The organism is Desulfovibrio sp. Fe33 (assembly GCF_028532725.1).
Taxonomy (GTDB): Bacteria; Desulfobacterota; Desulfovibrionia; order Desulfovibrionales; family Desulfovibrionaceae; genus Pseudodesulfovibrio.
This window is the reverse complement of record NZ_JAQKGU010000003.1, coordinates 209,519-222,409: the sequence shown is the minus strand read 5'-3', so window position 1 is coordinate 222,409 and position 12,891 is coordinate 209,519. Positions and strand designations below refer to the sequence as shown.

Here is a 12,891-nt window from a genome sequence, read left to right as displayed (position 1 = left end):
TGCGTCGTAGTGGACGTAGTAGTAGGTGGTGTTCATAGGGACGCGCCATAGCGGGATAGGTACAATCGAATTTTATAACCCCCGTCGGTGCGAACCGGTGGGGGTTTTCTTTTTGATTCCCACCGGATGCGGGGCTCACAGGAGGTAAAAAATGAAAATGTCAGGTGCGGAAATAATCATTAAATTGCTGGAGCGGCAAGGTGTGCGGACCATTGCCGGCATCCCGGGCGGGGCGAATCTGCCTCTTTACGATGCCTTGGGGAAGAGCGGCAACATCAGGCACATTTTGACCCGGCATGAACAGGGGGCCGGGTTCATCGCCCAGGGCATGGCCCGGGTCACGGGTAAACCGGCCGTTTTCTTCGCCACTTCCGGCCCGGGCGCTACCAACACCCTGACGGCCATCGCCGACGCCAAGCTCGACTCCATCCCGATCATTTGCATCACCGGCCAGGTGCCCCTCTCCATGATCGGCACAGACGCCTTTCAGGAAGTGGACACCTACGGACTGTCCGTTCCCATCACCAAACACAATTTCCTTGTCCGGTCCGCCGAGGACCTGCTGCGTATCATTCCCGACGCATTCCGCATTGCCGCCAGTGGCCGTCCCGGTCCGGTGGTGATCGACGTGCCCAAGGACGTGCAGATGGCAGAGGTGGAGTTCGACGAGTGGCCCGAACCCGGCGTCCCGGATGCGACGCCCGAACTCTTCCGTGGCGAAATCGAACATGCGGCGACCATGATCAACCGCGCGAAAAAACCCATTCTCTACCTGGGGGGCGGCGTGATCCTGTCCGATTCTTCGGCCGAGGCCCTGGCCATGGCCGAGAAGGGGGCCATCCCGTCGGTCATGACCCTCATGGGACTGGGAGCCATTCCTTCCGGGCACCCCCTCAACCTCGGTATGCTTGGGATGCACGCGGCTCGCTATACCAATCTGGCGCTTGAGGAATGCGATCTGCTCATAGCGGTGGGCGTGCGTTTCGACGACAGAGCCACGGGCAAGGTTTCCGAATTCTGTCCCAAGGCAAAGGTCATCCACATGGACATCGACCCGAGCGAGCTGGACAAGATCAAGACCGCCCACGCTTCGGTCCGTGGGGATGTGGCCGATGTTCTCAAGGCGTTGCTGCCGCATATCGAGCGGAAAACCCGGACCGAGTGGAACAGCCGCATCGAATCCCTCCGAACTGCTCATCCCATGATTGTCCCCGGGGCGGACGATCCCACTTCGCCCTACGGTGTCATCCTCAAGGCGGCGGAATTGGCCGGTGACGACGCCATCGTGTGCACCGACGTGGGGCAGCACCAGATGCGCACCGCTCAGGTTTATCCTTTCACCCGTCCTCATCGCTGGCTGACCTCAGGCGGTCTCGGAACCATGGGATTCGGAATGCCCGCCGCCCTGGGCGCGGCCTTGGCCGCCCCGGACAAGCCGGTCATCTGCTTTTCCGGCGACGGGTCCATCATGATGAACATACAGGACCTGGCCACCGCCATGGAATACGACATCCCGATCAAGATTATTCTGACCAACAACAACGCGCTGGGTTTGGTTCGTCAGCAGCAGGACCTCTTCTATGGCCGACGCTATGTGGCGTCCGACTATGCCAAGTGCGTCGATTTCATCAAGATCGCCGAAGGGTTTGGAATTAAGGCCTACGATCTGGGCAATTGCGGGGACCCGGCAGCCACACTGGCCGAGGCCCTGTCCGCTCCCGGACCGGCTTTGATCCATGTGCCCGTCAGTCCCGACGAGCCGGTTTATCCCATGGTGGCCCCCGGAGCGGCCAATTCCCAGATGATCGGAGGAGAAAATCATGTGTAAGCAGACTGTTATCGAGTTGTCCGTGAACAACCATCCCGGCGTTATGTCTCACATCTGCGGTTTGTTCGCGCGCCGGGCATACAACGTGGAAGGCATTGCCTGTATGCCCGTCAACGGCGGTCAGACCAGCAAGATTTGGCTGCTGGTCAACGCGGACGATCGTCTCGATCAGATGATTAAACAGGTGGACAAGTTGGAGGATGTTCTCGTTGTCGAGCGTTACGACCGCGGGCATCCGGTCTTTGCCAAAATGGCCGAATTCGTCCAATAAGCCCCTTGGGCACTCCTTTCTCCTAGGCCGGCGCAAGTCGGCCTTTTCTTTGGGAGCTACTTTTCCCCCTTGAGGAGGCAACTCAGGCGTTGAAAGCCGTTTTGCGGCAATAGTCGGGTGATTTCGCCTCCGGCGGGCAAGGGTTCACCCCCCTTGCATCCCCTGTATGCGCCTTCGGCGCGGCTTTTTTCACCCCGTGGCGTTATGCCGCGAAAGCTGGGAGTTTAATGTATAGGCCCATTTTTCGGGGCATTTCACTGCGTTCGAATGTTGTGCACGAATTTCAGGGAAAGGGCGGATATGTCGGGAGACGTTGAAAATTCGGCAACCTTGCTAGCGGGGGTAAAGTTATTTCCCGGTCAGCCGATAAAAATATTGGTTAATTGTACTCTACGGGAGGCGGCATGGCCCTGACCGACATTGAGAAGAGCTTCATCTACGACTATTCGTTGCAGTTGTTGCAACAGGATATGTTGACCAACCGGCTGTTCGGTTCCTCGGCCGTTGGCCGGAACCTGCGCAGCCTCGTGCTGGGCGAGCCTGTCCGTGCGGCCACCTTCAGCAACCCGTTCGAGGAGGCCATCAGCGGCACTCTGCGCGGGGACGCGGCAGCGGTGCGTCAGGCGGCTCGCAATGTGGGCGAGGCGGCCTCCATGATGGGGGTCGCCCGGACCGGCATGGCTACGATCGTGGATGCCCTGAACGCCATGGAAGATATCATTGATCGGATCGATTCGGGGGAATTGGACGGCGCAAGCAGTGTGGTTCAAGGAGATTTCGACGCCCTTGCGGACAAGATCTCCGGGGTTGTTTCCAACTCCGATTTCAACGGCATTGCGCTGCTGGACTCCTCCCAATGGGGCACGGACCAGATAGATTCCGGCGGCAACGTTTATATCCAGTCCAGCAAGGACGGCGGGTTCAACATCACTTTTCATTCCGTGGATACGCCATCCGGCGGTGTGGCTTGGACCGACCTGGACGGCGCGGCTTTGGGTGCGGACGGAACCCGCGCCACCCAGCTCGGGTACGTTCAGTCTCTCCAGAGTGAGATGACGGCCATCATGGACATATATGGTGGCAAGGAAGACGGTCTTCAAGCGCAACAGCTCAGCCTTGAGAGCCAGGCCCAGCTTCTGGATCAGGCAGCCCAATTGCGCAAGCCCTCCAATCCCGATTACTCGCTGGAGCAACTTCTGGCGGACCTCATTGCTCGCGATACGGGCACCATATTCGACGGAACCAGCTAATTTGTAATTTAAAATAATATCAACAAACATATACTGATGTGTGATTGTGTTTCATTCCACCTAGGCTTGTCGGAGGTTGAGGCCTCGGATAGTCGGGGAAATTTACAGTCGTGTCGATGCCTTTGACAAATGATCGGGAATATTTCGCTACGAGACGTATCGTATTATTTTGATGTGGTTCACATCTTCATATGTGGCATGGTATATGCTTTACCACCGTCAAAGGAGGTAATATGAAGAAAATCACTATCCTGTTTTTCCTTGTCTTTTTGTTGTCCGGAGTCCCCGCGCAGGCCTATGACTACGACTATTTCGGAACCATGCAGTATCATAATGATGTCCTGCGTTTCGATTTCAGCGTTTCGACCGCGGGCGAACGAACCTTTTTCTCCTCGTCTTGGGATGACGGTGGGTTCGATCCTATGCTTGGCCTTTGGGATGCTTCCGGCACCCTTATTTATTTCCAGGATGACGGCGGCGTGACCGGGGTTCAAGAGTCAAACGGCGTTTCGTATGATTATGCCGGTTGGGATTCCTTTTACACCGTTATGTTGAACCCCGGCAGCTACTTCCTCACGCTGACGACCTACAACAACTTCAATGTGTCTGAGGCCTACAGCGACGGCTTTGATTTTGACGGCACAACGCCGATTCTCGTCTCCGAGTGGGATCAGCCCGCAAACGGTTTGAGAAACGACTCTTATGCTTTCCACATTCTGAATGTCGATACGGCCAGCGGCCCCGGCGAAACCCCGCCTGTGCCCGAACCCTCGACCGTCGTTCTCCTCATTGCAGGTCTCGCCGGTTGCCTGGTCTTCGGAAGAAAGCGTTTTCTCAAGGCGTAATGCCGAATCCGTTAGCCAAAGCGGAATGAGGAAATGAAGTGAGTGTGTGACGGTTCTTGACAAAGGGCATACCGATGAAGGGGACTGAGAATCAGATCGGTTGATGCCCAAAGAAGATCACGCCTGCCGTGTGTGAATAAACGACGTTTCAAGTATCAATAGATAGCCCTTGCTGTTTAGCTGGGGCTATCTGTTCTTTTTTTTGGCATATTTGTTGAGAGGGGCTTGGATCGCACTTCTATTGAGCCGGAAGAGGGGAATACGAGCTTCATGCTCCCATTTACCGCAGAGTCGCGGCTGTTTCCGATGAGAGGGTGGGCCGACTCTTGGTCGGCCCACCGGGGTGTTTCATCGCTTGGTCGGGATGAGAGGATTTGAACCTCAGACCCCTTGAACCCCATGACCGGATTTGAGCTTTTATGCTTTGAAATTATTTGTGAGATTTTTCCAAGGATAACATTTTTTGGCGAAATGCCGCGATTTTGTGGTGTGGGAGGTTAGCCATGACAATGCAAGCTCCGAATAGGTAACAGCGGCGTTTTTGAGAAAATATGAGCTGTCAATATGTGCCTACTTTTTGCCTTTTACTTTAGCTTTTCAATAGACGTAAGAGTATAATCACCTCTTGAAAGTAATCCTAAACCAGAAGCAATCTCCCATGTGACCGATGTGGTCTCAAGTAATTGATTTTTAGTATCGCACTGCACAACCGCAACTCGCCTTTGCTCACCAAGAATTTGTTTTTCACTTACGGAAGTAATTTTACAAATAGCTAGAAATGAATTTGATTCAAAATTTCCATACGCTTTGCCCGGAACTGTCCAATTTTTTGCAGCAAAGTCGATGAGTGTAAATTCGACACCTGCCATTTCCATAATCAATTTTTGCTCTTCGACTTTCAAAGTATATTGACTGGATATTGACCTATATCCTTTAGGGGTATTTTTTTTAATTTTGTTATTATGTGAGAAGCCGCAGAACACTTCCGTTACAAGTAGCACGTTGTCTTCCAACCATTCAGAATGAACCTCAACTGTCAGCCCGCTAGAGTTGGAAGACTTAAGCAGTAGCCCAGGTTTTGGGCCAACGAATTCATTTGGGTTGGCGTCAAATGCTATGGTCTGTTTCCCCACAATCAAGATAGAAAACACTATTAATACAACGACTATGTGTAAGTTGATTTTAGCGAGAGCCTTTTCGAACACTTCTTGAATCATATGGGTTCCATGGATTTGTAGAAATAAAGACATCACCACCTTCTGGATCTCCGCCTTGGTATATTGCGATGGCAGGAGCCTCACGAACCTCAATCGTTTTTCTGCTTCGTTTTTCATTTTTATTTTCGATTTCTAAAATCGAAGTCCCACATGTTCGAATAACTTTACGCTTTCTGGTTTCTTCAACCTTGCTTATCTGGTGCCATGCGGCAGTGCATTTTGCTCCAAAACAAACAATCCCTGCTATTCTATACATGATCACAGTTTCCGAAACCACCTTCCAATCGCCGTATTGGGTATCGTACTTACATTCGACTACTTGACATTTACAATTCGGATGCGGTTTCTCTGGGACATCATCTTTATTTGAATATATAGTACCTGCTAATTTTTGACATTTGTCGCATGCCCCCTCGTTCGCTTGCCACTGCCATGCATCAGGAAAAAGAGGATCAATTAAATCACTGATAACTCCCATCAATCCCAACGGGTCCGCTCCGTTGACCGGATCATCCAGACAATACCCATACCAATCCGGGTCACCGCCCTTGTCGCCTATGGGATCGGGCGCGGTCCACCTGCCGGTGAAGGTGTCGTAGTCCCGCCAACCGAAGCGGACGAACCCTAGGTCCCGGTCGTGCAGGCCGCTCGCGAAGCCGATGGGTACGCGGAAGCCTGGATTGGTGTCTTCGATGATGCCGCCGAAGGGGTCATACACGATCTCTTTTATCATATTGTCGTTGCTGTCCACAACCACGCGGAGCGACCCCACCTGGTCGCTGAACAGGCCGAACACAGTGCCGTCGTCCCTGCGCATGGCGAACGGAATTCGCTCGTCATCGCGGTAGGCGAACTCGAAGGCGTGCTGGCCGTCATGAAAGCCGCCAAGCCGCACGAAATCGAGCCATCGGTACGCCTCCACAAGCTGGCCGTTGCAATATTTGGCTATCCGCTGGCCGTTTTCATCGTGATCGAAGGTGTAGACGCGGTTTTGGTCTTCGATCTCCATCCGGAGCAGCCGATAGCCCGGCGCATACTCATAGAGGTGGTAGGTGCCGCCTTTGGCCCAGATGGAGCGGAATCCATTCGCATCGTGCGTGAAGTCGTTGTTGCCCGCGCGGAGCAGCCGGTTGTCCCGCGTGTACCGGTAGTCACGGTAGTGGGGCCCGACGGTGGCGGGGAAGTAATCCCTGGACCGGCGGCCTTCCCTGTCGTAGTGGCATTGGCAGATCAGCCTGCCGCCCCGGTACGCTTCCGTCAGCCGTCCTCCGCCGTCGTAGACGTACTTCCAGGTGGCGGGTGTGCCTGCCACGGTTTCGGTTTTCTCCACGATGCGGCCGTCCCGGTCGCGCTTCAATTCCATTTCAAATACGTGCATGACGTTCTCCTTTATTTTGCGGAGAGCGTATCACGGGTTTTTTGGGGAATCGGAGTTTGTCGAAGAATGACAAGTAAAAGCGTTCGAAAGGTAGGAAAAAACAACTTGCCAGGAGACTGCCTGGTATCGGGCGAGGGCGCAAAAGAAAAACCGCCGATCTTACGATCAGCGGTTTTGATATATGGAGCTGCTGGACGGGATTGAACCGTCTACCTCGTCCTTACCAAGGACACGCTCTACCTATTGAGCTACAGCAGCGTTCCGGCTGTTTCCGATGAAAGGGTGGGCCGACTCTTGGTCGGCCCACCGGGGTGTTTCATCGCTTGGTCGGGATGAGAGGATTTGAACTTCCGCCCCTTGACACCCATGGCCGGATTTGAGCTTTTATATTTTGAAATTATTTGAGAAAATTTGATGTGAATAACAGTTTTTGGTCAAAATTGAGGATTTTGTGCTGTGGGAGGTTCTTCGACCGACTTTATTTCAATGTTTTTTGATTGGTTGTTCCTTGCAAATATAATACCGGCCTGCAAGATAAATGCGTTTACAAACACTATTGTGCTAAGTAGCAAGTAAAATGGGGACAAGTATGGAAGGTATGAAAAAAGATATTGAGTTACAATGTTCGCTATGCATATTGAAAAAATTGATAAAAAAACAACAGCTATATCATTCTTTGTAATTCTTTCACTATTGTTCCCTGTGATAACATAGTAAATTTTGTTTGCTATAAATTTAAAAAATATAGTGTAAATAAGAGATAATGTAATTCCTGTTATAATTTTTGAATCAAATACTACCGTTGGGCTGGAAATAATTGATGATATCATAAACATACATGTGAATAATGAAAATATTTTAAATGTATTTGTCGATACTAGTCCTTTTACTGCGCTATTAAATGTTAGTTTTTTATTCAAAATAATAGCGATGGCGACAATGCTTATTCCATACAGGCAGAGTATATCAGAAAGCAGTTGATAATCTGAAATCCATGCAGCAAAAAAAAGAAAGATTATAAGTACTATTAGGCTTGAAGAGTGCTGCCGAAATATGGATAAAAATGTGTTCATTCGTCTTCCTTAGTTTTTTTACCCAAAGGTTGTTGCAGGACCTGCCAGCATTAAACTGGCAGGCCCTGCCTATAGTATTCCTACCTTCCCCTCAAGGTTTCAATCGTTTTATAATCCTTTACAGGTAGATTTGCCTCATCCCTTGAAGTTGTGGGGGGATTGGGGGTTGATTGGTCGCCGTTGTGTTTATTGTTTCGGCCATAGAGTTCGTCATAATATTGCCGATTATCTTTTCTCATTTTTTCGGCGTTATTTTTGACGTACTCGCCATAAGCTTTGGCGCCATCCCAAATTAGATTTGGTATATCTGAATAGCCGGGTTCTCCCGTCATGACGTCTTTAGCAATTTGTTTGCCGATAGAGTTGACAGCCGGTATGTATTGGGACCAAGCCAATAGCGGATTCAACCCGGTAGCATCAGACATGTTGACCGGATCATCCAGACAATACCCATACCAATCCGGGTCACCACCCTTGTCGCCTATGGGGTCGGGCGCGGTCCACCGACCGGTATTCGCGTCGTAATCACGCCAACCGAAGCGGACGAACCCTAGGTCCCGGTCGTGCAGGCCGCCCGCAAAGCCGATGGGGATGCGGAAGTCCGGGTTGGTGTCCTCAATGATCCCGCCGAAAGGGTTATACACGATCTCTTTTATCATATTGTCGTTGCTGTCCACAACCACGCGGAGCGACCCCACCTGGTCGCTGAATAGGCCGAACACAGTGCCGTCGTCCCTGCGCATGGCGAACGGAATTCGCTCGTCATTGCGGTAGGCGAACTCGAAGGCGTGCTGGCCGTCGTGGAAGCCGCCAAGCCGCACGAAATCGAGCCAATGGTACGCTTCGACAAGCTGCCCGTTGCAATATTTGGCTATACGCTGGCCGTTTTCATCGTGATCGAAGGTGTAGACGCGGTTTTGGTCTTCGATCTCCATCCGGAGCAGCCGATAGTCCGGCGCATACTCATAGAGGAGGTAGGTGGCGCCTTTGGCCCAGATGGAGCGGAATCCGTTGTCGTCGTGGGTGTACGTGTTGTTACCAGCGCGGAGCAGCCGGTTGTCCAGCGTGTACCGATAGTCGCGGTAGTGGGGCCCGACGGTTGCGGGAAAATAGTCTCGGGACCGGCGGCCTTCCCTGTCGTAGTGGCATTGGCAGATCAGCCTGCCGTCCAGGTGTGCTTCCGTCAGCCGTCCTCCGCCGTCGTAGATGTACTCCCAGGTGGCGGGTGTGCCTGCCACGGTTTCGGTTTTCTCCACGATGCGGCCGTCCCGGTCGCGCTTCAATTCCATTTCAAATACGTGCATGACGTTCTCCTTTATTTTGCGGAGAGCGTATCACGGGTTTTTTGGGAAATCGGAGTTTGTCGAAGAATGACAAGTAAAAGCGATCGAAAGGTAAGAGAAAACAACTTGCCAGGAGACTGCCTGGCAGCGGGCGAGGGCGCAAAAAGAAAACCGCCGGCCTTGCGATCAGCGGTTTGATATGTGGAGCTGCTGGACGGGATTGAACCGTCTACCTCGTCCTTACCAAGGACGCGCTCTACCTATTGAGCTACAGCAGCATTCCGGCTGTTTCCGATGAAAGGATTTGAACCTCCGCCCCCTTGAACCCCATGACCGAAATCGAGTTTGTATATGATGAAATTATTTGAGAAAATTTGACGTGAATAACAGTCTTTAGTCAAAATTGGAGATTTTGTGCCGGAGGAGGTTATCCAACTCTAAGAGTCGTCCGCTCGCAATAAACTGAAGGCCTGTAACCTATTGTGCCCCTAGAGTTTCATCGGAATTATTCCACTTATTTTGGCCAATAGGCAGGGGATACTTCGCATCGGATATCCTTTTGATAATGAGAAAGCTTGGAAAATGGAGATTCAACTACCACTTTGAGAGTTACCGAGTCGTGACCCTGGAAAGGGAGGTCAAATGTAAACAAGGCGATGTCGCAGATGCCATTACTGTCTTGGCCTCTCATTGGACGTTTGGGTATCGCAATTGTCTTTGAGTCCAACTCGATCCCGTTGAGCAAAAATGAATATCGGATTGATCCTTCCGTATTGCAATAAGACTCTAAGCTGATATCATCACAGGGAAAGGTCAGAAAAAAACCATGTCGGACATGATATGAAGGCGTTAATTGGGCGCTGACGGTACTGCCGGGTTGTAACACATTCAAATCTCCAATGAATATTGGTTTATAGAAAGAGTCACTATTAAACCAAACCGCGAGTTCATTCCTGTGAGAATTTGCCCAAATAGCGATAACTATCAACACGGCAATCAATATGCCCGCTTTTTTCATTCTATCCCCTTGTAAGGTGGGGCGATCAGCCCCACCTTTTTTATTGCCTTTCAATTATCGTTGGCGGTCACCTCGATCCAGCAACGAATATCGGTTGCGCATCTTGTCCGCATAGTCTTGGCAGTTGTTTTTTTCCCCGCCTATGCCAAGAAGGTTGTATTCTTGTTTCCCAAGACTTTTGACAACACGGCGCATTCGCTTGTCGTCATAGCTCTTGTCTTCCAATTCGTAATTATTAATGTTTTTTGTGTCGAATCTACGCCCATCCTTGAACAGCCCAACATTACCCCCAGTCCCATCTTCATAAAAACCGTGTTCATGAGCTATTTCCGTATTGGCCGCATCATCTATCGGGTTATCGGAAAAGATGCCAAGCAATGGCAATCCGCCCAATCCTCGCTTCCCAAATCGAAATAGCCCCGCCGGGGCCACCCCATTCACAGGATCATCCAGACAATACCCATACCAATCCGGATCACCGCCCTTGTTCCCGATCGGATCGGGCGCGGTCCACCTGCCGGTATTCACGTCGTAATCCCGCCATCCGAAGCGAATGGAATCGAGGTTCCGGTCATGCAGGTCGCCCGCGAAACCGATTGGTACTTGCAGAGCCGGGTTGGCACACCCCCTCAACCCCACCCGGTTCACCAGGGCGTCGTGGACAAGAATAGTTACACTCTATTCCTACTGAAAAGGAGCTTGCCGGGCTGAAAAAAAGTCCGGCAAGCTTGTTTTAATTCAAGGTCAGAATCATAATCACCAAAGCCGCACTCAGCGCCTCGTGAATAGTTATCTGCCGGACATTAAGCACTTCCGAGACAACTCGCTCCCAGAATGACCTGACTACCCACACACTGATGATTGCCCCCATGACAAAGAGTACCAGCATGAGCCCCATGCCCATGAGGAAATCGTAATCAAAGAGCACGTCGATAAGCATATCCGGTTCGTTTTTATAGGACAAAAGCGATACCGTGAATTTTGAAACAAACCAAATGACGAACAATGCCGTGGTGTACGCCGGAGTTGCCGTTTTTTTGCATTCATGCCTTATTTCGCCTTCCCTTTGTGATTCCAGTCGGAATCCTCATCATCGTAATTGGATATCCCGTCGCCATCAGAATCCGCGGCCATCGGGTCCTTGTCCAGACCTTTACCATTCAGGAATCTATCCAACCCCTGGAGAAAGGCGTTATCAGGTTTCTCCTCAGCACCCTTTTTACCTGCCGTTTTGATTCCTGCTTTTATTCCCTGGCGAAAGATGGGCTCCACCGCTTTCCCCGTTAACCCCGCCGGGTCCACCGCGTTCACCGGGTCATCCAGACAATAACCATACCAGTCCGGGTCGCCGCCTCTGTCGCCGATGGGGTCAGGGGCAGTCCATCTGCCGGTGAAAGGATCATAGTCCCGCCAGCCGAAGCGAACAAAGCCCAGATCCCGGTCAAACAGTCCACCCGCAAAGCCGAGAGGGACACGGAAATACGGGTTGGTGTCCTCTATGATGCCGCCGAACGGGTCGTACAGGGTCTCCTTTATCATGTTGCCGTGCTGGTCGACAACAACGCGCAAGGAGCCTACTTGGTCGTAGTGCAGGGTGAATACGGCTCCATCCTCACGGCGCATAACCGAAGGCAACCTTCCGCTTTCACCATATCCGAACTCGTAGTTCATGCGCCCGTCGTGGAAGGCCCCGAGTCGGATGAAGTCGAGCCACTGGTAGGCCTCTGCAAGTCGACCGTTGAGGTATTTGGCGGATCGTTGGCCGTCTTCGTCGTGTCGGAAGGTGAAGACGCGGTTTCCGTCTTCCACATCCATTTGAGCAGCCGGTAGTCCGGTGCGTACTCGTAGAGACAGTACGTGCCGCTGTTCGACCAGATGGACCGGAATCCGTTGTCGTCGTGGGCGTACGTGTTGTTGCCGGCGCTGAGCAGCCGGTTGTCCATGGTGTACTGATAATCGCGGTAACCAGGCCCGGCGGTCACGGGCAGGTAGTCCCGGATGCGGCGGCCTTCCTTGTCGTAATAGCACTGGCAGATCAGCCTGCCATTCAGGTGCGCTTCCGTCAGCCGTCCTCCGCCGTCGTAAACGTACTTCCAGGTGGCGGGTGTGCCTGCCATGGTTTCGGTTTTCTTCACGATGCGGCCGTCCCCGCCGCGCTTCAATTTCATTTCAAATACGTGCATGACGTTCTCCTTTATTTTGCGGAGAGCCTATCACGGGTTTTTCGGGGAATCGGAGTTTGTCGAAGAATGACAAGTAAAAGCGTTCGAAAGGTAGGAGAAGACAACTTGCCAGGAGACTGCCTGGCAGCGGGCGAGGGCGCAAAAAGAAAACCGCCGACCTTGCGATCAGCGGTTTGATATGTGGAGCTGCTGGACGGGATTGAACCGTCTACCTCGTCCTTACCAAGGACGCGCTCTACCTATTGAGCTACAGCAGCATTCCGGCTGTTTCCGATGAAAGGGTGGGCCGACTTTTGGTCGGCCCACCGGGGTGTTTCATCGCTTGGTCGGGATGAGAGGATTTGAACCTCCGACCCCTTGAACCCCATTCAAGTGCGCTCCCAGACTGCGCTACATCCCGACGCGAAGTGAGTAACTATCCGTGCCCGGTTCAGATGTCAACGATTATTTTAGAAAAAATTTCAACTTGGTGTTTTTTTTGATGATTGCCAAGAGGTGTTGCCCCTTCTCAATGGCGTCATACGGACATTTATAATGGCGTGAGG

General features: G+C 52.0%; 12 protein-coding genes and 4 tRNA genes. 4 read left to right on the top strand and 12 right to left on the bottom strand.

The window, feature by feature from the left end; genetic code table 11:
• Positions 1 to 151: 151 nt before the first annotated feature.
• From ilvB to PSN43_RS06160, 4 genes are all read left to right on the top strand, one after another.
• Positions 152 to 1,828, top strand: coding sequence for an acetolactate synthase large subunit (ilvB, locus tag PSN43_RS06175; RefSeq protein ID WP_272699849.1), 1,677 nt, complete (start codon positions 152 to 154; stop codon positions 1,826 to 1,828).
• Positions 1,821 to 2,099 (top strand): acetolactate synthase small subunit, encoded by a 279-nt coding sequence (gene ilvN / locus PSN43_RS06170; RefSeq protein WP_272699848.1) that lies wholly within the window; start codon positions 1,821 to 1,823, stop codon positions 2,097 to 2,099. Before ilvB ends, ilvN begins: the two co-directional genes overlap by 8 nt.
• Positions 2,100 to 2,503: 404 nt before the next feature.
• The gene (locus PSN43_RS06165; RefSeq protein ID WP_272699847.1) at positions 2,504 to 3,349 is read left to right on the top strand and encodes a flagellin N-terminal helical domain-containing protein; all 846 of its coding nucleotides are present in this window, start codon (positions 2,504 to 2,506) and stop codon (positions 3,347 to 3,349) included.
• Positions 3,350 to 3,582: 233 nt separating this feature from the next.
• On the top strand, positions 3,583 to 4,194 hold the full coding sequence (locus tag PSN43_RS06160; RefSeq protein ID WP_272699846.1) for a DVUA0089 family protein: 612 nt from the start codon (positions 3,583 to 3,585) through the stop codon (positions 4,192 to 4,194).
• Positions 4,195 to 4,778: 584 nt separating this feature from the next.
• Here the strand turns inward: PSN43_RS06160 and PSN43_RS06155 are convergent.
• The 12 genes from PSN43_RS06155 to PSN43_RS06100 form a co-directional block, all read right to left on the bottom strand.
• Positions 4,779 to 5,411, bottom strand: coding sequence for a hypothetical protein (locus tag PSN43_RS06155; protein ID WP_272699845.1), 633 nt, complete (start codon positions 5,409 to 5,411; stop codon positions 4,779 to 4,781).
• Positions 5,377 to 6,789, bottom strand: coding sequence for an RHS repeat domain-containing protein (locus tag PSN43_RS06150; protein ID WP_272699844.1), 1,413 nt, complete (start codon positions 6,787 to 6,789; stop codon positions 5,377 to 5,379). Before PSN43_RS06150 ends, PSN43_RS06155 begins: the two co-directional genes overlap by 35 nt.
• Positions 6,790 to 6,971: 182 nt before the next feature.
• A tRNA-Thr gene (locus PSN43_RS06145) sits at positions 6,972 to 7,047 on the bottom strand.
• Between the two features lie 895 nt (positions 7,048 to 7,942).
• The gene (locus tag PSN43_RS06140) at positions 7,943 to 9,166 is read right to left on the bottom strand and encodes an RHS repeat domain-containing protein (RefSeq protein ID WP_272699843.1); all 1,224 of its coding nucleotides are present in this window, start codon (positions 9,164 to 9,166) and stop codon (positions 7,943 to 7,945) included.
• Between the two features lie 181 nt (positions 9,167 to 9,347).
• A tRNA-Thr gene (locus PSN43_RS06135) sits at positions 9,348 to 9,423 on the bottom strand.
• A gap of 236 nt (positions 9,424 to 9,659) precedes the next feature.
• Complete coding sequence (locus PSN43_RS06130; RefSeq protein ID WP_272699842.1) at positions 9,660 to 10,217, bottom strand: hypothetical protein; 558 nt, start codon at positions 10,215 to 10,217, stop codon at positions 9,660 to 9,662.
• The gene (locus PSN43_RS06125) at positions 10,218 to 10,802 is read right to left on the bottom strand and encodes an RHS repeat-associated core domain-containing protein (protein ID WP_272700004.1); all 585 of its coding nucleotides are present in this window, start codon (positions 10,800 to 10,802) and stop codon (positions 10,218 to 10,220) included.
• 94 nt (positions 10,803 to 10,896) lie between these two features.
• Entirely contained in the window at positions 10,897 to 11,103 is a 207-nt protein-coding gene (locus tag PSN43_RS06120; protein WP_272699841.1) for a hypothetical protein, read from the bottom strand.
• A gap of 110 nt (positions 11,104 to 11,213) precedes the next feature.
• Positions 11,214 to 11,834: an RHS repeat domain-containing protein gene (locus PSN43_RS06115; RefSeq protein WP_272699840.1), complete on the bottom strand. Its 621-nt coding sequence runs from the start codon at positions 11,832 to 11,834 to the stop codon at positions 11,214 to 11,216.
• Positions 11,831 to 12,346, bottom strand: coding sequence for a hypothetical protein (locus tag PSN43_RS06110; protein ID WP_272699839.1), 516 nt, complete (start codon positions 12,344 to 12,346; stop codon positions 11,831 to 11,833). Before PSN43_RS06110 ends, PSN43_RS06115 begins: the two co-directional genes overlap by 4 nt.
• A 181-nt stretch (positions 12,347 to 12,527) precedes the next feature.
• A tRNA-Thr gene (locus tag PSN43_RS06105) sits at positions 12,528 to 12,603 on the bottom strand.
• Positions 12,604 to 12,669: 66 nt separating this feature from the next.
• Positions 12,670 to 12,746 (bottom strand) — tRNA-Pro (locus PSN43_RS06100).
• Positions 12,747 to 12,891: the final 145 nt, after the last annotated feature.

Coding starts and splice junctions, on each gene's coding strand:
- PSN43_RS06140 (WP_272699843.1), bottom strand. CDS start 9,166: ATGCACGTATTTGAAATGGAATTGAAGCGCGACCGGGACGGCCGCATC.
- PSN43_RS06155 (WP_272699845.1), bottom strand. CDS start 5,411: ATGATTCAAGAAGTGTTCGAAAAGGCTCTCGCTAAAATCAACTTACAC.
- ilvB (WP_272699849.1), top strand. CDS start 152: ATGAAAATGTCAGGTGCGGAAATAATCATTAAATTGCTGGAGCGGCAA.
- PSN43_RS06110 (WP_272699839.1), bottom strand. CDS start 12,346: ATGCACGTATTTGAAATGAAATTGAAGCGCGGCGGGGACGGCCGCATC.
- ilvN (WP_272699848.1), top strand. CDS start 1,821: ATGTGTAAGCAGACTGTTATCGAGTTGTCCGTGAACAACCATCCCGGC.
- PSN43_RS06165 (WP_272699847.1), top strand. CDS start 2,504: ATGGCCCTGACCGACATTGAGAAGAGCTTCATCTACGACTATTCGTTG.
- PSN43_RS06120 (WP_272699841.1), bottom strand. CDS start 11,103: ATGCTTATCGACGTGCTCTTTGATTACGATTTCCTCATGGGCATGGGG.
- PSN43_RS06115 (WP_272699840.1), bottom strand. CDS start 11,834: ATGAACTACGAGTTCGGATATGGTGAAAGCGGAAGGTTGCCTTCGGTT.
- PSN43_RS06160 (WP_272699846.1), top strand. CDS start 3,583: ATGAAGAAAATCACTATCCTGTTTTTCCTTGTCTTTTTGTTGTCCGGA.
- PSN43_RS06150 (WP_272699844.1), bottom strand. CDS start 6,789: ATGCACGTATTTGAAATGGAATTGAAGCGCGACCGGGACGGCCGCATC.